A 23,709-nucleotide genomic window follows, 5' to 3' on the forward strand; every position below is an offset into this window, starting at 1 on the left:
CTTTATATGAATCTATATAAAGAAAAGAAAAGAAAATTCAGGCCGGAGATAGAAGGATTACGAGCGATAGCTGCGATATTAGTCGCTGTTTACCATATCTGGTTAGGTAATGTTTCAGGTGGTGTCGATGTATTCTTCGTCGTATCCGGATTTTTAATAACAATCTCTCTTTTAAATATGTTTGAAAGAACAGGGAAAATAGATATATTGGGCTTTCTTCTAAAACTGGGAAAAAGATTATTTCCAATAGCATTCTCAGTACTAGTCTTTGTGATTATTACTAGTTTTTATTTCCTACCTCAGTCTCAATGGTCATCAATTATTCAGGAAGTCGCCGCTTCTTTGGTCTATTTTGAGAATTGGCAGCTGGCCAGCAACTCGGTGGATTATTTGGCGCAAAATAACGTCGCCAGCCCCGTGCAGCATTTTTGGGCCATGAGTACCCAGTTTCAGTTTTATATTATTTGGACCTTAGTATTGCTCACATCCATAGCAATCGCAAAGAAATTAAACATGAAAACAAGAAACGCTTTATTCTATACGTTGATCGTGATCTGTGTTGTGTCCATCAGCTATTCCGTCTATAAGACTTCAGTGAATCAACCATGGGCTTACTTTGATACATTCGCTAGGGCTTGGGAATTTGCAGCGGGGGGCATCCTCTCTCTAGTCATAGCCAACATCTCCTTGAATAAATCTACAAATCTAGTCATTGGCTGGTTGGGTTTATTCGGACTAGTAAGCTGTGGTCTGCTCCTACAAGTATCGACTGTTTTCCCTGGATATGCGGCTTTATGGCCGGTTCTGTCAGCGGTGTTGATCTTGATTGCTGGTAATGGTGGTGGGAAATTTGGAGCACACCATCTGTTAAGTGCGAAACCATTGGTTCGGTTCGGTGGAATTTCATACGGTTTCTACCTATGGCATTGGCCGCTATTAATCTTATATTTCAACATCATTGGTAATGACACGGTTCCCATCACACACGGTTTATTGATTATCGGGTTGGCCGTCGTGTTGTCCTATGTGACTACGAATCTATTTGAAAAGCCTATCAGAAACAAAAAAATACAATCGAAACCAAAGTTAGCATTCATACTAGTAGCCATTGCCGTTCCAGTTGTAATTTTAAATGGCTCCTGGTCTTGGTACGTGAAGGATGCACAATTTGCATCTGCCAGTGTGGAAATCTCTAATAGCGATGATTACCCAGGTGCTTTAGTTATGGCATCCGATGACGAGTTTCATTCAGATGAACCTTTCGCACCTAGTGTTTTACAGGCAAAAGAAGAAACTCCAAAAAGTTATGATGATGGGTGCCACCAAGGTATGGAAGAGTCCGAAGTCATTCTGTGTGAATATGGTGAAGTCGACAATCCAGATTATACGATCGCCTTAGTCGGAGGCTCCCATAGTGCCCACTGGCTGGCTCCATTAGAGAACTACGCGAATGAAGAAAATATCAAAATTCTGAACTATACACGTAGTGCCTGCCGATTCTCCAGCGAGTCTTATTTATTGACGACAGAACTCGATCAGGAAACTTGTGCAGAGTGGAACGAAAGTGTCATGGACGAATTGATTGAGAAGAAACCTGACCTTGTTTACACAACCGCCGATGCTACAGAGTGGGAAGGAATCCCTGAAGGTTATGTGGATCAATGGAAAGAACTTGGAAAACATGATATCAACGTGTTTGCCTTAAAAGACAATCCAAGAGCTGAATTTGATATTCCTACTTGTATTGATGAACATGGTGCCAATGCTAAAGAATGTACGACAGAGGACGATCTTGAGGATCTATCAGACGACATTGATAAACTTGATTTGGATAGTGTGTACTATGCGGACTTGACGGATAAATTCTGTGAAGAGGATGTCTGTAAACCGATTATTGGTAACGTATTGGTTTATCAGGATGGTCACCATTTGACGAGGACTTATGCGGAAACGCTGACTCCTTTCGTTGGGGAAAAAGTAAGCGAGGCACTCGAACATTTTTATGATAGAAATTAAGCTATACTGAACTGAGCACCTCTTTTGGGGTGCTTTTTTTATCCTGCGGCATAATTGAATTCTCATTCTATAGAGTTATCCTTAAATGAAAAAGATAGCACCAACAAAAATCATTGGTGCTATTATATGAACAATTTCTTTAATGATTTGATGTGATGGAGATTCATATGTGGAGCAAAGGGTTCAGTAAGAACTATGGTGATAACGGTTTATCCGATCAATATCATATTCCCATTCTGCAATGGCTTCTGAGTACTTCGTTGCCCCATTTCTTTGTGATTTGAACCTGCGAATAAATTCTGATAATTTGTTGATAACTTGTTGTGTAGGATACTCATTTAATATCTCTGCTTGTAGGATCTCCCACCTCTTTTTCCTACTTATTTTCGTAGAATACCCTCTTTCACTTAGGAATGAAGTTTTCGGATAATCATTCTCTGAGGATTGCGCGCTATTCCTTTCCGTTGTATGAATAGAGGGAACAACAAGTGGATTCGCGTACTTTTTCAGGAATTCAACAGCTTCTTCGAAGTAATATTGTTGAGCTAAATCCATTGCTGTTTGTCCATTTTCATTTCTTAGGTTAACGTTAGCCCCGTGTTTGACTAGCATTTTCATATAGTCAATGATCACCTCATTTCCATCTATGATGTAGTCTTTATACTTAAAAGCAGTCATCAGTACAGAGTTCCCATCATTATCCTGAAGGTTTACATCCGCTCCTGCATTCAAAAGTACCTCAGTGCATGCTAAAAAATCATTTTCATGCTCCAGTTCAAGACTGAATAAACAGAGCATCAAAGGAGTTTCCCGATAAGAGTTCCTTTGATTTACATCCGCACCTCTGTAGATTAGATATTGGAGAAGTTCTTTGTCCCGGCTTATAGCTGCGACATGGTGAAGAAGTGAGAATCCCTCAGAGTCAATCTTATGTATGTCAGCTATTTTATCAAGGAGTAATGCAGCAACCTCCCTATTATCCATGTCAATCGCTTGAATTAATGGAGATAAATTATTCTCATTAAAAATGGCACCGCTCTCCAGCAGAATAATAACAATCAAAACATCACACGTAGCAGAAGCTTGATACAAAACCTCTGTTAAATCATTCTGTGAAAAAGAATTCGTCTTTAGAAGTTCCATGACTACAATATGATTCCCCATAAAAGCAGCTTTCTTTAATAAACTCAATTGCTTATCATAATCGCATTTTATATGGTAGTTATCCTTTAATAACCATTGCGTGATAGATGAAGATCTTAAATCTAAGGACAAATACAAAGGATCACTTTTCAAATCTGATGCAAGGAACTCATCCACATTATCCTCTAGGTACTGAATACATTCACTTATATTTTCTTTTTGAATTGCTTTTTTAATATTCAATTGATCCACACCCTTTATCCAAGCTTCCATTTATTGATAAGCAAAAAGCCTTCCATTCTTTTTATCGGGTCTAATCTAGACTAAATTTAAGAAATTCAAATGAAAGTATAAAGATAATAAAGAATCATGAATAATCTATATTAAGGAAACAAATTTGCTGTAGTGTCAACATAAAGAACCTACTCTTAAAGGGACTTTTGTTATTCATATAGGTTAAAATTACCACTTAATCTAATTATCTACTATAATAAGACCTAGAAAAGAAGGAGGAATCTACTTTGAAAAAAATCTTATCATCAATGTTCGTACTCTATGTTTTCCTTACAATTCCGATGGTCACTGTGAACGCGTCGGAATCTTACCCGGATTTAGATCAGGTACCATGGGCCAAAAGTGAGATCTTATATTTGAGCGATCATGAAATCATCAGCGGCTATCCCGATGGATCATTTAAACCGAAGGAAGAAGTGACTCGGGGCCAAGTAGCCTTAATGGTGATCAAAGACTTATATCCAGAAGCTGCTCCGCAACAAAATAATCCATTTGTGGACGTTCCAAAGGGCAAGTATTATACGGATGCGGTTCGTGTCGCGTATGAAAAAGGAATCATTTCTGGATATCCAGACCAAACTTTTAAACCGAATGCATACATAACTCGAGCTGAAGTGGCTCTCATTGTAGACCGTGCATATTCCATCAATCGTGAAGGAAACCCTCATGGATTTACTGATGATCATATATTCCCATGGGCACAGGAAAGCATCTTAGACTTAAATTCTAAAGGGATTATTAATGGATATACGGATGGAACATTCAAACCAGGAAATGATATTACGCGTGCTGCATTTGCCAAAGTGTTAGGTGCTACCATCAACCCGGAGTTTCGTGTACCAGGTCCTCCTGCACGATTGGAAACAACGTTTGACGGCCTTCACCGTTCTTATAAACTTCGGGTATTTGCAGATAATGAGGAAACGACGGTCAATGACTTGCCTTGGGCTGGAGCCAACGAAGGGGACGTTCTCCATTCAGGCTATTATGAAATGACATTACAACTAGGCGACTCGGCGCCGATGAATCAAAAGGTTGCCATCGGAAACTTCACATACAACGAATCACAACAAAATTTGTATGTGCTTGATAGTAATCCTGATGTATTAGTTGCAACAGAAGTTCAGAGCTCCAATGTGACGTGTGGACAATTATTCTATGCTAAAAATGGAGAGATGAATAGAATTGGAGTTATGGATACAGATAACACTATGTTCTGCTTCGCACAAGACGGAATCAAGCATGTAAAAGAAAACCATTTCCAAACCATTATTTATAACAATTCAACCTGGTCATTCTTTATTAATGATTGGGAAATTAATTTTGAAAATGGAGCAGCCACGAATACAGCAACCTATGAAGTCAAAGAGCAACAGGGATGGAATGTCTTTGACCGCTTCATGAATGATCCTGATTATTATTACAGTCCTTAACATTCCCTTTCTCAACAGAAACAGCGTAGCACCCTAAATAGGATGCTACGCTGTTTCCATTTCATCACTTCGAATGCTTCAGGGTAGGTCTGTGCCGATACCTTGAATAAATCACAGGATTACTCTAATCCATTTATTGCTGACTTTAATTTACTATCCACTTCCTCATTTCCTAGTTCATAAAATACCAAGATGTTTTTATGCATGTATTTTTCGTGTTCAACGACTCCAGCTGCAGCTGATTTTTCTTCAAAATCATCCATTCCTTCTTTTCTTGCATCTGTAGATGGAAATACATAGATAGAAAGTGTATCACCATCTATAAAATATGCTTTGGGCGAAACACCGTTTAACTCCCTAGTGAAAGCATTGATGCTTGGTAAGTCTGCCTTCTCTAGAACCATTCCTTGATCTGTGATAGCGGTTTTCACCTCTTCTAGTGTGATATGATCTTCTTCTGATACGCTCTGTTGGCTACAAGCACTAAGAACGAAAATGATTAATATGTAAAAGAATATTTTTTTAATCATATCATTACCTCCTGGAAATGCCTCTTTTATAAATGAGAAGCAATAATTAATAGATTTAACACGGACAACCACCTCCTATACTTATTCACTAAAAAGTCCAGGAATTCCTTTCCAAATCGCCACCCTATTCTAATGGGAGAACAGCTATTAAAAAACACCTTCAAAGTCGTTTTAAGACTTTGAAGGTGTTTGCTATGCTCAGATTCTATGATGATTCATTAGTGTCAGTCAGTTACTCTGAAGCTCTCTTCCAAAACTCTCGCTACAAAAGAGGCAAATTCAGCTCTCGTAATTTCCTGTTCCGGTTTGAAGGTACCATCCGGGTACCCAACCGTTATATTATTGGCAGCCAGAGTTTGAATATAGGAATCCGCCCAGTGCCCTTTCGTATCTGAGAAAATATCGGTTTGACCTTGTAATTGATAGGCTCTTGAAACGATGGTTGCCATTTCTGCCCGGCTTAAATTTTCATTCGGGTGAAAAGTTCCATCCTTGTACCCTGAGAGGATATTGGCCTTGGCGGCAGCACCAATGTACCCGCTCGCCCAGTGATCTTCTGAAACATCTGTAAAGTCAGATCCAATCTTCTCAAGCTCTAGTTCTCTGGAAATAACGGTTGCTGCTTCAGCCCTCGTTATATTTACATCAGGTTGGAAGGTACCGTCTTTATACCCCGTTAATAAGTTATTTTGTACTAGATAATTTATTTTGTCTTCCGCCCAATGACCTTGGATATCTTTAAAAGTAACATCATTGGAAGGCTTATCAATGGTTACCTCCGTAGATTGGATTGCTTCCACGTTCCCTGCGTAATCAATAGTGCGATAGTCGACAGTGTGAGTTCCTTCTTCGCTTAATAGAATTGCAGAGTTATATTCCTTCCATTCTCCTTGATTGATTCGATATTCTGTCTTGCTTACTCCAGACAGTGCATCGGAAGAACTCAGGGTGACCTCCATATCACCATCTCGCTTTTCAGTACTCATGGCTGTGTCTGGAGCCGTTGAATCCAATTTAACATTGATGCTTTTAACCTCTTCTTCATTTCCTGCATGATCGATACTGCGATAATCAAGGGTGTGGCTGCCTTCTTCATCAATCAACACAGGAGTAGTATATTCTTTCCATTCTCCCTCATTGATTCGGTATTCTGTCTTAGCCACTCCGGATAATGGATCAGTGGAACTCAAGGATATCTCTATTCCAGAGTTTTGCCATTTGTCGCCTACATCACCAGCCGATGTTTGTGGAGCATGATCGTCATATTTCACAGTTAAACTCTTAAACTCTTCTACGTTCCCAGCTGTATCGACACTGCGATAGTCAATGACATTTTCGCCCTGCTGCTGGAAGGTAATCGGACCGGTATACTCTGTCCATTCCCCTTCGTTCATTCTATACTCAATCGTAGCTACACCTGACCATTGGTCTTTAGAAGTTAATGTGATTTCAGTCGTTTTATTTGCCCATTTTTCAGGGACTCCGTTAACTGAAGTAACTGGTGCCGTTTTGTCCAATTTAATTGTTTCATTTTGAATTCCTTCTACATTACCCACGTTATCAATACTTCTAAATTCAATCGTTGTCGATCCTTCTTGATCTAACTTAATAGGATCACTATAGTCTTTCCACTCGCCATCATTGATTTTATATTCAATGGAAGACACGCCTGACAACTCATCAGAAGACGATAAGGTTAGCTCAACATCCTGATTGGACCAGTCCGTCGGTACTTCTTCAACTGTGGTCACTGGTGCGGTTTTGTCTACTTTGATCACTTTGCTTTGTGTCGCTTCTACGTTTCCAGCATGATCGATGCTTCGGAATTCTACTTTATTGCTTCCTTCTCCTTCAACAAGAATAGAAGTATCATAGGTTGCCCATTCCTCTTCGTTCACTCTATATTCCGTTCTTGAGACGCCTGACAAACCATCTGAAGAACTTAGTGTTACTTCCACATTGGATTTATGCCATTCATCACTCACGGAACTCATTGTAGTTGCTGGGGATCCAAAATCAAGATTGACATCGGCCGTCTGAATTTCTTCCTGGTTCCCAGCTTGATCTGTACTTCGATATTCAATGACATGTTTACCTTCTTCATCGATCGTAATAGGTGTATCGTAGGCAGTCCACTCACCTTCGTTCATTCTATACTCAATAGAACTTACACCTGAAGATTCATCTCTAGCCGTTAAGGATAGCTCTATTTCTTCATTACCCCAGCCGGAAGGAATTTCAGAAGTTGTCGTCACCGGCGATGTTTTATCTATTTTGATGATCTCGGTTTGAATTTCCTCTATATTGCCAGCATGGTCCACGCTTCGGTAATCAAGCTGAACTTCGCCTTCCTGGCTGATTTCGAAGGCATCTGTATATTCGATCCAATTTCCTTCATTTATACGATACTCGACCTTTTTGATGCCGGCTTCTTCATCGGTTGCGCTTAAAGAAGCTGTAACATTTGAAGGGTACCATTCATTCTTCATTGGATTGGTAGAGGTGATATCCAAGCTTGTTATTGGTGCGATCTTATCTGTTTCTTCTACGACTACATCATATGAGCTTAGATCTATATACTCTGAGGTTTCCTTCTTATACTCTGCACCACCGTATGAGTTATTGTAATAGTAATGGTTATCCTGTTCATCCAATACGTATAAGTAATCGATTTTCCAATGCCCTGCGACATCATACTCTCCAATTTCAAGGGTTCCTTCATATCTTCCAGTGGTAGAATTTAATTTTAAAGTTGTGTACTTTTCTGCTGTGCCCTCAGGTGCGTCGTACCTAATGCTGACCCGTTTCACACCTGATAGGTTGTCATTTACATTAGCAGACACCTTTACTATTTCCCCTCTTATCACATTTGTAGGGGTTACTTGAAGATCGTCAAGTTCAGGCGGCTCTTTGTCTTCTTCCGTTCCAGACACAACTACATCATACGGACTTAAATCTATATACTCTGAAGTTTCCTTTTTATACTCTGCCCCACCGTATGAGTTATTGTAATAATAATGATTGTCCTGTTCATCTAATACGTATAAGTAATCGATTTTCCAATGTCCAGCGGCATCATATTTTCCAATTTCAAGACTACCTTCATATTTTCCAGTGGCAGAATTCAATTTCAAAGTTGTGTACTTTTCTGCTGTTCCTTCAGGTGCGTCATACCTTATGCTGACTCTTTTCACACCTGATAGATTGTCACTTACATCAGCTGATACCTTTACAACATCCATTTGTGTAACATTTTTTGGGGTTACTTGTAGTTCTTCTAGCTTAGGTGGTTCTTTGTCTTCTTCCGTTCCAAACACCAATACATCATACGGACTTAAGTCTATATACTCTGAAGTTTCCTTTTTATACTCTGCACCACCATATGAGTTATTGTAATAATAATGGTTATCCTGTTCATCTAATACATATAAGTAATCGATTTTCCAATGTCCAGCGACATCATATTTTCCAATTTCAAGACTACCTTCATATTTTCCAGTGGCAGAATTTAATTTCAAAGTTGTGTACTTTTCTGCTGTTCCTTCAGGTGCGTCATACCTTATGCTGACTCTTTTCACACCTGATAAATCATCAATCACATCAGCAGTGATTTTCACTTCATCGCCCACTGTAGCCTCTTGTTTTGAAACAGTTAACTCCTTTAGTACTGGTGGAGTAACATCCGAACCCGCATAACTAACCTCCGGATTTCCCAGCGAGACAATAAGCGCCAGAATGGCAAGCACAAGTACTCGCTCTATTTTTCCTTTTTTAAATAACATTCACTCACTCTCCTCTTTCTTTTACGAAGAAAAACCTTCTCTTTATGTAATTTCACATTATTTACACACCCCTTATTTTAGTATAAAAGCCTGATGAATTGTTAATTATTTTTAAATAAACATGACGAAAGTTTTCCACTCAAAACCACATTTAAGCTTCATCTAATTATGCTTTAATAAACAATGAAAAATGGCGTAGTACCCATCTTAAACGAAGGATACTACGCCAGCCTTTAGTTCAATCTTACAATTAAAGTTAGACACTATCATTTACTAAGCAAAAAGTCTGCACTCTCTTACATGACACTCAAAGAGGTGAAATTAAATAAATCTATTATTGATTCAAATTAAATCCAAATAAATACTCGACCAACTTGTTAAATTCATCATCAGAGGAACACTCGATTTGTAGATCAATAAAAGTCATCACAACTTCTTCATCCTCAAACGGAAAGTGGCTATTATCTACATTGGTTAGGATGTCCCGCTTGGATAATCCCTTTTTAAGTAAAACATCAACGGCCTGTTTCATCGAAGATACTTCTGCCATGTGTATGCCCCCTTATTTGATATCTTTTCTCACTTCTGCATTCCTTCTTCAGGTTCTGTTTAATGTTAGGAATAGCAAGGATGACAAGAATAAAAATAAATTCCTGTACTAAATATTTACTACACCATTCATCCAAATTCCTGCTTCCCCTAGAAAAAACGACTTTACAATTGAGGATAAAACTAGGTGGTAATCAAATGCATAAGTTTTCAAAAACATAAACATATAAAATTGAAAAAGCCACGGAAAAACTAGCGAAAACCACTGATGTTAAGCTATCCTTTCGTTTTCTAACACACTTAAGATAGGGCACAAAATAAAATTAATTTTCACACTTTTCTATAAAATGCATTGACACCAATCCTTTCCCTTGCTAACATGGCACTTAACCAAATAACGAAAGAACATCTTATCCAGAGAGGTGGAGGGACTGGCCCTGTGAAACCCGGCAACCGCTATATTCATAGCATGGTGCCAAATCCTACTGAGTGAACGCTCAGGAAGATAAGAGATTTACATAATCTCTAACCTCTCTATCACTGATAGAGAGGTTTTATATTTTCCAACTGAATACTTATTTCTTATCCAGAGAGGCAGAGGGACTGGCCCGTTGACGCCCGGCAACCATCAAGCAAACGCTTGAAAAGGTGCTAATTCCTGCAGGAGATGATCCTGGAAGATAAGAAGAGCCAAGAGCCCTCTTCTTATTTTTGTGAAGAGGGCTCTTTCTAATTTACAAAAAGGAGTGGCTACATAGATGAGTACCGTACTTTTAGATGGCATTCGTACCCCGTTTGGAAAGTGGAAAGGGGCTTTGAAAAAGAAATCCGCAGCAGAACTTGGATCGCACGCGCTGAACGCTCTAATTGAGAGAAATCCGATAGCCAAACAAGCAGATGGTGTGCTGCTTGCCCAAGTGATCCAGGCTGGGGGCGGCCAAAATCCTGCCAGACAAGTCGCTTATAAGGCAGGGGTGGAAATCGATACACCTGCCCTCACATTGAACAATGTCTGCTTAGGCGGAATTGCTACGATCGCAGATGCCTCCCGCAGACTGCATTTGAACGAAGGCGAATTATACATCGTCGGTGGATTCGACTCGATGACGAACGCTCCTCATACCGCTCCAGTACGTGCTTCTTCAGGACTCGGCCATAGCATCCTCAAAGACACGTTACTAAACGACGGTTTGTGGTGCGCCTTAACCGATGTATCCATGGGAGCTCTTACCGATGAGAAAAACCGCTCCTTCGAAATCAATCGAGAAGAACAAGATGAGTATGCTGCCCTTTCCCAGCAACGAGCAGCTGAGGCTCAAGAAAAAGGATGGCTGCAGCCGGAAATCGCTCCTTTTTCAGGTTTGCTTGAAGAAGATGAAGGCATCCGCAAAGGAACGACAGTTGAAAAGTTAGCAAGCCTCTCCCCCGCCTTTTCCAACGAAGGCACGATTACGGCAGGCAATGCATCGCAAATGACGGACGGGGCGAGCGTTGGGATCGTTACCACCAAAGAGAAAGCTGAATCACTCGGGCAGGATCCGCTCGCAGAAATCATCGACTGGTCAGAAATTGCTGGACCAGATCCGAGTTTACAAACCAAACCATCGCAAGCGATCCAAGAACTATTAGACAGACATCAATTGACGACGGACGATATCGACCTGTTTGAAATCAATGAAGCTTTTGCCAGTGTCGTGATTGCGAGTTGCAGGGAGCTTGGCATCGATTTTGAGCGGGTCAATGTCAACGGTGGTGCGATCGCTCTTGGTCACCCTTTGGGCGGCACAGGCTTCCGACTCGTTTTAACGCTTGCCCATGAATTGAAGCGGCGCGGCGGAGGAAAAGGTATCGCTTCCCTTTGCGGCGGTGGCGGCCAGGGCATGGCCCTATTGATTGACGTTCCCCATTCATAATGCGAAAGGAGATAGATCCAATGAATACATCGATCACAGCTCAGCGTTCCCCTTATCTATGGGAACCATCGAGCGAAAGAATAGAACAATCACACATCAAAGCTTTTGCTGAATCTACCGGCCAGCCGCTTTTTCCATATGAACGGTTTCACCGCTGGTCCGTTTCTCACCTCGCTGAATTTTGGTCAGCGGTGTGGGATTACGCAGGAATTATCGGAGAGAAAGGTGACCGTTTTTTTATCCCTGGACCTTCGATGCCTGATAGTACATGGTTTCCGGAAGCACGGTTGAATTTCGCTGAAAACCTGCTGCGTGGTTCTCTCGATCGGACTGTTGCCTATGAAGCGAATGAGACAGGGGTTCATCAAAGCATTACTTTAAAAGAGTTGAGGGAATCCGTAGCCAAAGCACAGGAAGGGTTAAAACAGTTAGGTGTGCAAAAAGGCGATTGTGTCGCCGGGGTCACAACGAACGATATCCAAGGGTTGGTCGCCCTGCTTGCGACGACATCATTAGGAGCGACATGGACCTCCTGTTCCCCAGACTTCGGGACAAAAGGAATCGTCGATCGCATTGGTCAGGTGAAACCGAAAGTATTATTTGCTGCAACCTCTTATCAATATAAGCAGAAACCATTCGATATCGTGGACAAAATCAAACAGACGACAGAGCACTTGGATGGACTATCTGCACTCGTCACGTTCGGAGACGAAACTTCTATAGAAGGACTCCAATCTCTATCCTGGGACGAGCTTTGCAACAATGAAGCCAGTGAGCCGACATTCGAACCCGTCCCTTTTAACCATCCCTTATATATTTTATATACATCGGGAACGACGGGACTGCCGAAAGCAATCGTTCATTCGGTCGGCGGGACACTCCTGCAACATGTGAAAGAACACCAATTGCACTGTGATGTCCAGCAAAATGATGTGTTGTTCTGGTACACCAATACCGCCTGGATGATGTATCCATGGCTCGTTTCAGGGTTAGCCAGTGAAGCGGCGATTCTATTGTATGACGGTTCGCCAGTAAGGCAGGATTCCCTCACCCATTTGTGGGACATTGCGGATGAAGTCGGCATCACCCATTTTGGTACAAGTCCTAAGTACTTAGATACATTGATGAAAGCAGGTGTCGATCTGAAAAATAGTCACTCGCTCAACACTTTGAAAAGTCTGCTATCCTGCGGGGCTCCCTTAGCACCAGAGCAATACAACTGGATCTATCAGACAATCAAACAAGATCTGTTCCTTGCTTCCATTTCCGGCGGAACAGAAATCATCGGCTGTTTTGTGATGGGCTCTCCCGTTCACCCACTGAAGCAAGGCGAAATCGCGTGCAAAGCGTTAGGAATGGCGGTGGATGTATTGGATGAGCGAGGAGCATCTGTTTACGAAGAAAAGGGCGATCTTGTTTGTACGAAGCCATTCCCAAGCATGCCGCTCACCTTCTTAGGTGAAGGTGGAGAGGAACGTTACCGGAAGAGCTATTTTTCCAAACGACCAGGGATTTGGACACATGGGGACTTAGCCGAACAAACCATCGACCAATCGTTCATCATTTATGGACGTGCCGATACGACATTGAATCCAGGTGGCGTAAGAATTGGAACGGCAGAAATTTACGGTGTCGTCGACCATATCAAAGAAATCAAAGACAGCGTCGTGTTCGGATTACCGAAAGATAACGACGAAGAAATCATCCTTTGTATTGTTACGGAAAAACTGACGGAAGAATTAGCAAAAGAAATACGCCTGCAGATCCGGGCCAAAGCTTCTCCCCGTCATGTACCCAAACGGATTTATCAAGTGGAGGAAATCCCCCATACCATCAATGGAAAAAGAGTCGAAGGAGCAGCGAAAACAGCCGCTTTAGGAGAAGAAGTGAAAAACGAAGCGTCCTTACGTAATCCATCAAGCTTACAAGCATTTCGTCAGCTTTCAGAAAGGAAGTTCGTGTAATGGCCAGCCAAATTCGAGGAGCGATCACCGGAATCGGTGAGCTGAAGCCCGTCCGTTATTCAGAAGGAAAAACCACCTTAAGTTTGATTGCAGAATCCGTCCGTCTCGCCATCCAGGATGCCGGCATCTCCAAGGAAGACGTTGACGGACTGCTCGTCGGACCACAAGTCGGGGAAACGCCGCAGCATGTGCCGGCGACGGTTTCCGAATACTTAGGAATCGATCCCAGTATGTCCAACACAGTGGATCTCGGGGGAGCGACCGGTCCGGGGATGATTTGGAGAGCAGCCGCAGCCATCCAGGCCGGCATGTGCGAAACCGTCGTCTGTGTCTTAGCTAACAAAAATGAAAAAGGAGAAACATTGCGATCCCCAAACCGCAATCCGATCCGTGAATTTGATGTGCCTTTCGGGGCATCGGGAGCGAATACTTCCTATGCTCTCTTAAAAAGACAGCACATGGAAGAGTACGGATCTACACAGGAAGATTTCGCAAGGATCGCATACTGGCACAGGAAAAATGCTCAGTTGAACCCGGAAGCGATTTTTTATGGAAAACCCGTGGAAGTCGAAGATATTCTCGCCTCTCCGATGATTGCCGATCCGCTTCACCTGCTGGAAATCGTCATGCCTGTCGCCGGTGGTTCAGCCGTCGTCGTAACATCAGCGGAAAAAGCTGCCTCAGGGAAGCATAAACCAGTCTATTTGAAAGGAGCTGGTGAAAAGATCACCCACCGGGCGGTAAGCCAGGCGCCAAGTATAGACGCTCTGCCGTTCAACTATTCAATCCCAAGGGCACTTGACCAAGCCCATACGAACATTGAAGACATCGACCTTTTCTCCCTGTATGACTGTTATACAAGCGTCGTTGCCACCACCCTTGAAAGTGCAGGACTATGTAAGCCAGGTGAGTTCGGAGAGTTTGTCCAAAACCACAGCTTCGGTCATGACGGAGATTATCCATTGAACACGCATGGAGGACAATTGGGCTTCGGTCAAGCAGACTTGGCCGGCGGCATGTCACACGTCGTGGAAGCCGTCCATCAATTGAGAGGCGAAGCTGGAAACCGTCAAATACCAGATGCCAAACAGGCTCTTGTGACGGGGAACGGAGCCACATTAAGCGAAACGACGGCCCTTGTGTTAGGAGGAGAACGATGAGCCAACTACAAAACATTTCTTTACCAGGTCCTACGGCTACACCGATCAGCCAGCCTTTCTGGGAAAGCATCCATGCCGGACACCTCAGTCTTCAGCAATGTGACCAGTGTGAGCAATGGATCTTCTACCCACGCGAGCACTGCCCCCATTGTTTTCATGATTCGTTAACTTGGAAAAAAGCTTCTGGACGAGGGAAGCTGAAAACATGGAGCGTCATCCATCGGGCCGGACATCCAGCGTGGCAGGAACATACGCCCTATGTGGTCGGCGTCGTCGCCCTGGAAGAAGGACCTTCCCTATTGACACATGTCTTGGTAGAAGGAACTGCCTTAACCCAGAACCTAAAAGTCGAAATGGAAATCAGTGAAATCGGACCACACCCATTGCCATTCTTCAAAAAACAGGAGGAAACGATATGATCCTTACGTATTTCATAGCTGTTGCTTTATTCTGGTTACTCGGACTATTCATATGGAAGAATTTTTACACGACGAAGAAAGGAGGACGATAAACGATGCTTACAAGTTCCAGTGTATTGCTATGGACCGTTATCCTTCTGTTAGCTGTATACTTTGCCGCTGTGACGTGGGTGGGTAAAAAAGGGCGGGCGCACAGTCAGTCGATGTCCGGTTTTGCAACAGCCCGGGGAAAAGTCAGTCCCTGGTTGGTCGGCGCAAGTTTTGCCACTTCCTACGCCAGTGCCAACTTATTCATCGGCGTCCCAGGCCTCGCTTACGAACACGGGACCGCCGTGCTCTGGTACACCCTTGGCTGCTTTGGCGTATCCTGGGTCGGCCTTCTTCTATTCGCCAAAACGTTCTGGCGTTATGGGAAGAAATTCGGTCATGTGTCGACACTTCCGGAGTGGCTTGGAAAACGTTATAACTCGAAAGCCCTGCAAGCCATCGTCTCTTTACTGATCTTATTCAATGTCTATTATATCGTCGGACAAAATGTCGGACTTGCGACCATCTTTGAAACCGTCATCGGTATCCCCTACTTCTGGGGTATCATCATCGGTGTGGCCATCACGATTCTTTACATCGGTCTAGGCGGTGCCTTCGCACAAATCATCACGGATGGCATCCAGGGGATTCTTATGGCAATTACATCAGTATTCATCGTCGTTTCCTTTTTCTGGACAATCGGTGGAGGTTGGAATGTCTTCGGTGTACTAACCGATCGGCTGAATAGCATCGACCCGAACCTGACCGCAGCCATTGCAGACGGCGGTCCCTACAACAGCGCGCTCGCCATCATGGCTGTACAGTTCCTGCTATTTAGTTTCGTATTGATGCCACACCTGTTGAACAAAGTCCTGTCGATCGAAAAAGAAGAAGACCTGGCACCGTTCACCTTATCCGCAGGGCTCGTGCTCTGCATCATATCAACGCTGATGGTGCTCGGTGGTCTCGCCGCCCGCGTGCTTTTCCCAAGTTTGCAAAGTGCCGATGCGGCCATTCCGACTTATGTCATTGAGGCTTTCCCGAGTGTCATCGCAGCCATCATGATCGTCGGTATTATCTCTGCAATCCTATCTAGTACCGACAGCTTGTATTTAGGAATTACCACAAGTATCGGTAACGACCTGTACCGCGTCGTCGCGCCGTTACTGACATCAAGGAAAATGTCCACACAAGAATTGGACAACAATTCATTGAAAGTGGCGAAAGGATCCCTAATTGTCGTAGGACTCCTGTCTCTCTACTTCTCATTAGAACGACCAGAGTCCCTGGCCTTCCTGATTCAGTTCAGCTTCTCCGCAATCATATCCGGTATCATCGCGCCCATCACCCTCGGGTATTTCTGGAACCGGGCGAATCATTATGGCGCGATCGCCGCTGTGGTTACGGGTGCTTCCCTGTATGTAACCTTTACGTCTCTTAACTTAATCGGAAATATTTTTATCGCCATGTTCTTTAGTGCAGCTGCGGCCTTTGTCATTATGGGGATTGTAAGTGTACTGACGGCTAAAGCGAAAGAAGAAAAGTTGGTGTTGGAGAAATCTAGTTAACTAAATACAGGCTTAACCCCAACAGACTATTTTACATGGCCATAAGTGCGTAACACCATAGATCATTGACTCTGGTGTTACGCCATCCTATGTCGATCTACCGCACAGAGAATCAACTCAGTTCAACTCAGTTTATTTCCCTTCTAAATGTGGGCACCCAATTGTTAAAAAAAGCACCTTAGAGGGAACAATTTTTATTATCGTTTTTCCCTCGGCTGTTTCTCTTCTTTACGATCATGAATTTGTGCATTCTTATTCGAAAGTTTTTTGTTTCCTTTTGCCATGATTATCCCTCCCATCTCTCTTATTATTTCGAGAGTTGCACGTTTTATTAAAGAAGCCCCGGAACAATCAATACACATACAAGTACTGTAAATAGAAGCGAAGCATTAAAGGAAAACCTCACCATAAGCAGAAGCCTACTTTGTTCATGGATTTCAACAACGATAGCCCCCACTTCTTAAGGGATAAGAAGTGGGGGCTATCGTTGTATATTTAATATTTATATATTGATTTTAGGATTTTTTATATGACCAAACCTATGCCTGCAACCATAACGTACATAGTACACCCCTTCAATTCAAGACCTTGTTCTGTACCCAGCCTAAAAAAAGAGGTTTAATCATCACCCATTTGAGTTATAGATACTTGTGAAACGGTTTGGTTTAATTTAATGAACGATACAAGAAAGCACTAAATTCAGCTCTTGTTGCTTCTTGATTAGGGCGGAATGTGTTGTCATTATATCCTGAAGTGATAGAATTCGACGCTAATGTATACACATCATCATAGGCCCAATGAGAAGAGCTCATATCCTTAAAACGATAGGAACTGCTTTTATTGCTGAATTCGAAAGCTCTATTAATGATGGCTGCTATTTCAGATCTGGTAATCGCTTCATCTGGTTTGAATGTACCGTTCCCATAACCAGTGACCAGACCAGCATTCACTGCCGCATTGATGTAGCCATATGCCCAGTGTGAAGAAGAAACATCTTCGAATTGGGTGGATGAAGATGGATTAAGCTTCAAAGACTTGCCCACCATCATAGCTACTTGTGCTCTGGTGACATGATCTGTAGGTCCAAAACTTCCATCAGAATAACCATTGATGATTCCTTCGTTATTTAAATGTTTTATTTCATTATAGGCCCAGTAACCACTGGATACATCATTGAAAAAACTGTTATGTAAAAACCTTTTGGCGCCCGTGTACTTATCTCCCCAATAACCAGAGTAGACAGGGTCAATGGCAACTCCTCTACTTTTAGTAGCCGAAATCATTTTCCCGTCTCCGATATAAAACCCTACATGAGAAATTCCTTGTTTATATGTACCCGAGAAGAAAACCAAGTCACCTTTTTGTAGATTTGATTTCGATACATAGGTCCCTTGTTTATATTGATCATAGGAACCCCTTGAAAGATTGACTCCTACTTTGTCCATTATGTAGTATGTAAATCCGGAACAATCAAACCCAGCAGAAGTTTCTCCACTCCACTGATATGGCGTTCCAAGATGTTCTTTTGCAAGTTTGATTACTTCCTCGCCTGAGACGGATGCTGCCTGAGTTTGTGGTACAAATAAGACCATGGCCATAAGACTTGTTAACACGACACTGAAAAATTTCTTCCCCAAAAGATTGTACCTCCTGATTATGTATGAATGGATTGTTTTTTCTCTTTTACTATCGTAGCACACTATATTTCGACATTATTTTACAATTATGTAACAAAGCCTCTATCTTTCTCCTTATTACCATTGAAGCTATACTAGCCCTCAGTAGTTTTAAGGGGAGAACAATATACCATTTGGATTAAATCGAAAATCCCATTTCAGCTATGTTTTCAATGTACGCCAGCACCAACAAAAGTGCGTATATGAACATATAAGCATATAAAGCATGGAAAAGCGTAGCATCAAGGACAAACCCTCAACCCTACGCTCCCTCTGAGCCTCTATTATATTTGGAGGCAACCCCAAAAAATACAGTCTCAGTCTCTTACAACGATTCGCTCTCTTTCCTCTTCCGTCGAAAACGTATTTTTCAGTGTTATTTGCCATTGGTCCTCTTCATCCTCATACGTAGAAGACACCACCACAACAACACCTTGCCCAAGTGCGTGTTTGTCTATCGCTTTTCTTAAAGCTTCAGAAGGATAAAGATCCGCACCATCCGGCTTCTTCTCCGGAACGACCTTTATCTTATCCCCATTGGCCTGACCGGGGTAAGATTCCTCTACTCCTCCTTCTAACCAAACTTCTACCTCTTCACCAACTTCAGCATCAGTGTTCATCCTTACTCGAATAGCTTCGTGGTAATCTTCTTCTTCTTTAGTATGCGAGAAGTCTTTGCCTTCCGGATTTACCACCAGGATTCCGTCCCTATCTTTTACCATGATATAACCGTATATATCTGGAGAGTCGCCTGGCAACAATATGTTAGGTTCATCGTTAGAACCGACAGTTCCATAACCACAAGCAGTTAAGAGGAGAGCAACGTAAATCATGATTAACGTTCTCAAAGAATCACACCTTCCATATAATGACCAGCTATATTAATAATAAAGTTTCATGATTACCCAACCGCAGAGTCACCTATCATCACCATAAAAAGCAGTATTACTATAAGTGGTTTCATAACCAACCTCCACCATCGTACTTAAGGTTATGAACCACTATACCTTTAGTATCGTGATTCAGATCCACTATGCAATTTAATCCCTTTCACTCCAATAAGTCGATTACAGGATGGAAAAAGTTTCAATGATAGTGGGAAATTAAGCATATACATTTCATATAAAAACAACGTGAAATCACCTCTAAATGTTGTGGATACTGAAGATGTCACCTTCGGGAACGAAGGATTGTAAAAGTGCGATGATTGTGCTAATCTGATGCGTGGCTCTTCTTGTCATTTTTTAGTACTCTTACCCTTACATATCAAACTATTGTTGTAGCTGTTTCTTAAATAATTAATAGTATCTATGAATATATCAATGAAAGCACTCGTTGTATTCCAGCCCTCTCCTTTATTGGGGAGTCAGAGCCCTTTCAAAAATAATATAAAGGATGAATGTTTTGAAAAAAATAATGTTTGTGACATCTGTTGTTATGGTTTTCTTTTTGATTCCTAATCTTCAAGCCCATGCTTATCCGTTTGAACCTGTCGATATTGAGGGGCATTGGGCGTATGAAGAAATGGATCAGTTTGCAAAAGCATCTCTTGTGCAGGGGTATGAATTATCGGATGGCCGAAGAGAATTCCGCCCATACCAGTCCATTACGCGCGCAGAGTTTGTAGCCATCCTAAATCGTGCTTTAGACCTGAAGGAAGTAGAAGGTGGAACGGATTTTAAAGATATTAAAGGAAAGTGGTTTGAAGAGAGTGTCCGTATTGCTTCTTCCCAAGGACTCGTTTATGGGATAGGAGAAAATAAGTTCGAACCAAACCGTCCCATTACACGAGCAGAAATTGCCTCCATCGTTATTCGAGCGATGGAAGACAGCATTGACTTCTCTAAAGGATCTGTCAAAACGTTTGACGACTTATCTCAGCACTGGGCATTAGATGCGATCAATCAAGCGAGTAAAGTCGGCATCATTCACGGGGTATCTACGACAGAATTCAAACCAAACCGAAACGCTAATCGTGCGGAATCCATTGTTATGATCAAGCGTGCGTTAGACAAAGAACAAAGTAATGTTCCTACGGAAGAATATCTGGTCAACCTCATTCACCAATTATCCGAAGAATGGACGTCTGCTCTTGAAACGAAGGATTATGAAAAATTAAGGGCGACACAAGAACGGACTACTGGATATTATGAAGCGATGCAATCCATCAGTCATTCATATGACATCAAAGGAATGGAAGATGGAACTTCAGTGGATTATGAAGTGACTACACCTAAACAAGGACATGCCGTTCATATAGCCAATCGATTCGCTGCCGTGAAGATTACCCAGGGGGAAGTGGAAAGAACGGTGACTTTCCCCTATGAACGAAATGGAAGTAATGTATGGACTTCCTCTATCTCTGAGGTGGGAACCTACCGTTTCTATAAGGAAGATGGAACATGGAAGATTTACGACATTCAGTCTCAAGGGGAAGAAGGATTGCTGCTTTATTAAACATTATCCAAAACCGCTCCAAAGCTACTATGCTTTGGAGCGGTTTTTATTTGGAAAGCAGATGTATTATAAAGAGTTGATTGTTAGAACTTTCGTTTGATATATTCACGTTCTTCTTCTTCGCTCATAAGTCCCGTCGCCCTACCGATCGTTCCGTTTTGCCATTCCCAAATGGTATTGTGAACAGTTACGGCGTTGGAGAAGTCACCCTTGTCCCATGCTTCCAACGACTTCTTATAAAAATCAAAATGTTCGTAATGGTCTTCGGTTCCTTCCACTGATTTCAATATACCAAGCATATGGTCAATTTGCTCTGCCGTCATTTGTTGACTTCCGCGCTTTTTGTTAGCTCGAACCTTTTGGTGCGTCATTTCGTGTAGTTCCTGTCTAAAAGAACCTTCAGAAGGAATACCGTCTTTTTCAACTGCTTTTATTTCTTTCTGATCCGTTGGTTCGTTAACTTCCTTCATAATCTGTTCCTGTTCTTTCGTCATGGAATTACCTTCTGATTGAAACCCAGAAAAAACAACCCAAACAATTGCCCCAATTACAATAAGAGATACTGCTCCTAACGAATACAATGACCACTTCAGAATTTTTTCCGCCATATAGTTCCCCGTCTCCTTTGATTGTTTATTTCCAGTGTGAAAACGCAAATAAGTCGTTTGACAATGCTTCTTTGTTGAATTTGAAATTTTATAGGTATGCGTGTCTTATGATCGTTCATCATTCAACTAGCACGTGCTACTAACTCCTTCGTTTCCTTCGTTTCCTTCCTTTTCTATGAAGTTTTTTTAACTACGAATTCTTTACAGTCACTTGAACGAAGCAGCCCTTTCTTCAAGCGTTTCTTCTTTCCACTTTTATTTGTTGAGATAAAATCATTACAAAATCATAGCTTATTTCCCCAACCTTTATGTAGTGTATTGCTCCAATGTACCCAGTTAAATAAAAAAGCCTTCCCCCCGCTAACAATTAGACGATCCTATTAGAAGAAAAGACGGGGATCGTATGAAAAAATAATTGAATAAGAGACTAACAGATACCGTTATCGTTCCAAATTCAATATGTATATATGCCCCCCGGCGCATTAGAGTGCTAAAGGTTGGCGTAGTATTAAAGGTCTTTAGGTGATACTACGCTCTTTTTTATATCTTGTATATGTGTATCTGTGCAGGCACCGACCTTCAAAACCGCTCCAAAGCTAAAAGGCTTTGGAGCAGTTTTTCCTTTGTATGTGCAAGGCCAGTTCCACTTAACTCAAATGAGAAGTAACAACATAAAAAGAAGAGCCCTACCAATTTGGTTCGTAGGGCTCTTCTTTATTTAATAGACTGAGTTTTGTCCCGGCCTCTTTCATTTTTATTCATTACTTAAATGTCAGTCCCGCCCGTTGATGCATCCACTTCAAATTTAGCACCATCTTCGTTGTTCCTGAACACATGGATTTCAGTAGTATAAGAATCTCCGTCATAATCCTGTATTTCTTTCTCATACGTGTGCAGGTAAGTGACATCCGTTACTTTAAACTCATCATAAATTCTCTGCTCGGCCTGTTCTACGGTCAGATCGAGGTGGCGATCAGCGTCAAAGACTTCACTAACAATCGCATCCAGCTTCCATTTGCCATCTTCTTTGATGAGAGTAATGGTTTTAAATGCCCCCGTGTATGTGAAAGCTTCCATCTGTGCCGTTTCAACAATGACCTTATTACTGTTATTCTCCATCACATTCATATGAATGTCCCAGGCGAAGTTATTGTCATAGTATAAAGTATCACAGCTTAAGCATGCTTCATAATAGGTTTCTTCGACTTCTTGGTTGAAGTCACTCGTTACATACTCAGCCATTTCGTCTTCAATTCTTTGATAATCACGGTCTTCGCTATCTGCACCGTGTTCCTTTAAATCATCGTATAAAATTGTGAAAACTTCCTCCTTCAAAGTTTCTGTTTTTTGAGCGATTTCATTCTCACTCAAATGGTCAGATCGGAAGGAAGGCTCAATGGTTGCAGCCAGCACTCTGGCGAATTCCGCACGCGTAATATCTTCTAAAGGAGCGAACGTTCCATCAGGATTCCCATGGATGATCTGCTGAGAAGTTAGATCAAGGATGCTCTTGGTTGCCCATGGCACATCTCCCGCATCAGGAAAAACATCGACTTCTCCATTTCTTTGGATGGTGTAGGCACGATCAACCATAGCTACTGCTTCTGCACGGGTGATTGGATCTTCTGGTCTCATATTTCCGTCGTAACCTTTGATGATCCCTTCTTCATAGGCGACCCCTACTTCATCAGAATAATAAGCATCTTTGGCTACATCATCGAATGGTATGTCCCCTTCATGGGACTGATTTGGGTAAAGATCACGTATAAGCATGACTGCTACCTCTGCGCGTGTCACATTTCCCATCGGACCGAACGTACCATCCGGGAACCCGTAAACAATTCCTTCTTCATTCAAGTATAGTATTTCATCCTTTGCCCAGCTTACTTTATCCAAATCCGGGAAAGAATCAGCAGCACTTACACTTGTAATGGAAAGTGACAAGATAAACGAAAGTGACAATATCAAAGTCAACAGTTTTTTCATACGCACACATCCCTCCTTGAATTATTTACCATATAATTGTACTACAAATAAAGGAAGCAATGATAAAGCATTCATATATTCATAGTCTTTAAAAGTAAACTGAGAAAAACGACCTAGTTTATTAAGCATGGAAACAGCGCCAAGAATAGAAGCGAGAGTTTTGGACTTATCGAATTAACAAAAG

The 23,709-nt window shown here is 42.0% G+C and carries 16 protein-coding genes and 2 riboswitches; of the genes, 8 read left to right on the forward strand and 8 right to left on the reverse strand.

Going from position 1 to position 23,709, the window contains the following annotated elements:
- The first annotated feature begins 6 nt into the window (after positions 1 to 6).
- Positions 7 to 2,016, forward strand: a complete 2,010-nt coding sequence (locus GLV98_RS07520; protein ID WP_160913664.1) for an acyltransferase family protein — start codon at positions 7 to 9, stop codon at positions 2,014 to 2,016.
- A 183-nt stretch (positions 2,017 to 2,199) separates the two neighbouring features.
- Here the strand turns inward: GLV98_RS07520 and GLV98_RS07525 are convergent, their stop codons facing one another.
- A complete protein-coding gene (locus GLV98_RS07525) occupies positions 2,200 to 3,402 on the reverse strand; it encodes an ankyrin repeat domain-containing protein (protein WP_160913666.1) in 1,203 nt (400 codons plus the stop codon).
- A 278-nt stretch (positions 3,403 to 3,680) separates the two neighbouring features.
- On the opposite strand from GLV98_RS07525, the gene GLV98_RS07530 reads away from it, so the two are divergent.
- Positions 3,681 to 4,886 (forward strand): S-layer homology domain-containing protein, encoded by a 1,206-nt coding sequence (locus GLV98_RS07530; protein ID WP_160913668.1) that lies wholly within the window; start codon positions 3,681 to 3,683, stop codon positions 4,884 to 4,886.
- Positions 4,887 to 5,005: 119 nt separating this feature from the next.
- Here the strand turns inward: GLV98_RS07530 and GLV98_RS07535 are convergent, their stop codons facing one another.
- The 3 genes from GLV98_RS07535 to GLV98_RS07545 form a co-directional block, all read right to left on the reverse strand.
- Complete coding sequence (locus GLV98_RS07535; protein WP_160913671.1) at positions 5,006 to 5,416, reverse strand: lipoprotein; 411 nt, start codon at positions 5,414 to 5,416, stop codon at positions 5,006 to 5,008.
- 224 nt (positions 5,417 to 5,640) lie between these two features.
- Positions 5,641 to 9,198 carry an S-layer homology domain-containing protein gene (locus tag GLV98_RS07540; protein ID WP_160913672.1) on the reverse strand — a complete coding sequence of 1,186 codons (3,558 nt, stop codon included), beginning with the start codon at positions 9,196 to 9,198 and terminating at the stop codon, positions 5,641 to 5,643.
- Positions 9,199 to 9,532: 334 nt separating this feature from the next.
- The gene (locus GLV98_RS07545) at positions 9,533 to 9,748 is read right to left on the reverse strand and encodes a hypothetical protein (RefSeq protein WP_160913674.1); all 216 of its coding nucleotides are present in this window, start codon (positions 9,746 to 9,748) and stop codon (positions 9,533 to 9,535) included.
- Between the two features lie 406 nt (positions 9,749 to 10,154).
- Positions 10,155 to 10,259: riboswitch (SAM riboswitch) on the forward strand.
- 67 nt (positions 10,260 to 10,326) lie between these two features.
- Positions 10,327 to 10,434, forward strand: a riboswitch (SAM riboswitch).
- A gap of 71 nt (positions 10,435 to 10,505) precedes the next feature.
- On the opposite strand from GLV98_RS07545, the gene GLV98_RS07550 reads away from it, so the two are divergent.
- The 5 genes from GLV98_RS07550 (at position 10,506) to GLV98_RS07570 (ending at position 16,798) form a co-directional block, all read left to right on the forward strand.
- Positions 10,506 to 11,660: an acetyl-CoA C-acyltransferase gene (locus GLV98_RS07550; protein WP_160913676.1), complete on the forward strand. Its 1,155-nt coding sequence runs from the start codon at positions 10,506 to 10,508 to the stop codon at positions 11,658 to 11,660.
- A gap of 20 nt (positions 11,661 to 11,680) precedes the next feature.
- Positions 11,681 to 13,624 (forward strand): acetoacetate--CoA ligase, encoded by a 1,944-nt coding sequence (locus GLV98_RS07555; RefSeq protein WP_160913679.1) that lies wholly within the window; start codon positions 11,681 to 11,683, stop codon positions 13,622 to 13,624.
- Positions 13,624 to 14,784, forward strand: coding sequence for a thiolase family protein (locus tag GLV98_RS07560; RefSeq protein ID WP_160913681.1), 1,161 nt, complete (start codon positions 13,624 to 13,626; stop codon positions 14,782 to 14,784). Before GLV98_RS07555 ends, GLV98_RS07560 begins: the two co-directional genes overlap by 1 nt.
- Complete coding sequence (locus GLV98_RS07565) at positions 14,781 to 15,203, forward strand: Zn-ribbon domain-containing OB-fold protein (RefSeq protein ID WP_160913683.1); 423 nt, start codon at positions 14,781 to 14,783, stop codon at positions 15,201 to 15,203. Before GLV98_RS07560 ends, GLV98_RS07565 begins: the two co-directional genes overlap by 4 nt.
- 95 nt (positions 15,204 to 15,298) lie before the next feature.
- Positions 15,299 to 16,798 carry a sodium:solute symporter family protein gene (locus GLV98_RS07570; RefSeq protein WP_160913685.1) on the forward strand — a complete coding sequence of 500 codons (1,500 nt, stop codon included), beginning with the start codon at positions 15,299 to 15,301 and terminating at the stop codon, positions 16,796 to 16,798.
- A 665-nt stretch (positions 16,799 to 17,463) separates the two neighbouring features.
- Here GLV98_RS07570 and GLV98_RS07575 read toward each other — a convergent pair.
- Both GLV98_RS07575 and GLV98_RS07580 read right to left on the reverse strand, forming a co-directional pair.
- On the reverse strand, positions 17,464 to 18,435 hold the full coding sequence (locus GLV98_RS07575) for a C40 family peptidase (RefSeq protein WP_160913687.1): 972 nt from the start codon (positions 18,433 to 18,435) through the stop codon (positions 17,464 to 17,466).
- 356 nt (positions 18,436 to 18,791) lie between these two features.
- Entirely contained in the window at positions 18,792 to 19,307 is a 516-nt protein-coding gene (locus tag GLV98_RS07580) for a DUF3221 domain-containing protein (RefSeq protein WP_237417067.1), read from the reverse strand.
- Between the two features lie 571 nt (positions 19,308 to 19,878).
- Between GLV98_RS07580 and GLV98_RS07585 the strand changes: the two genes are divergently transcribed.
- On the forward strand, positions 19,879 to 20,931 hold the full coding sequence (locus GLV98_RS07585) for an S-layer homology domain-containing protein (protein WP_160913691.1): 1,053 nt from the start codon (positions 19,879 to 19,881) through the stop codon (positions 20,929 to 20,931).
- Positions 20,932 to 21,014: 83 nt separating this feature from the next.
- On the opposite strand, the gene GLV98_RS07590 is transcribed toward GLV98_RS07585, so the two are convergent.
- Both GLV98_RS07590 and GLV98_RS07595 read right to left on the reverse strand, forming a co-directional pair.
- The gene (locus tag GLV98_RS07590; protein WP_160913693.1) at positions 21,015 to 21,425 is read right to left on the reverse strand and encodes a DUF6241 domain-containing protein; all 411 of its coding nucleotides are present in this window, start codon (positions 21,423 to 21,425) and stop codon (positions 21,015 to 21,017) included.
- 879 nt (positions 21,426 to 22,304) lie between these two features.
- Positions 22,305 to 23,525, reverse strand: coding sequence for an S-layer homology domain-containing protein (locus GLV98_RS07595; RefSeq protein WP_160913695.1), 1,221 nt, complete (start codon positions 23,523 to 23,525; stop codon positions 22,305 to 22,307).
- Positions 23,526 to 23,709: the final 184 nt, after the last annotated feature.

It is taken from the genome of Halobacillus litoralis (assembly GCF_009856415.1).
Classification (GTDB): domain Bacteria; phylum Bacillota; class Bacilli; order Bacillales; family Halobacillaceae; genus Halobacillus; species Halobacillus litoralis_C.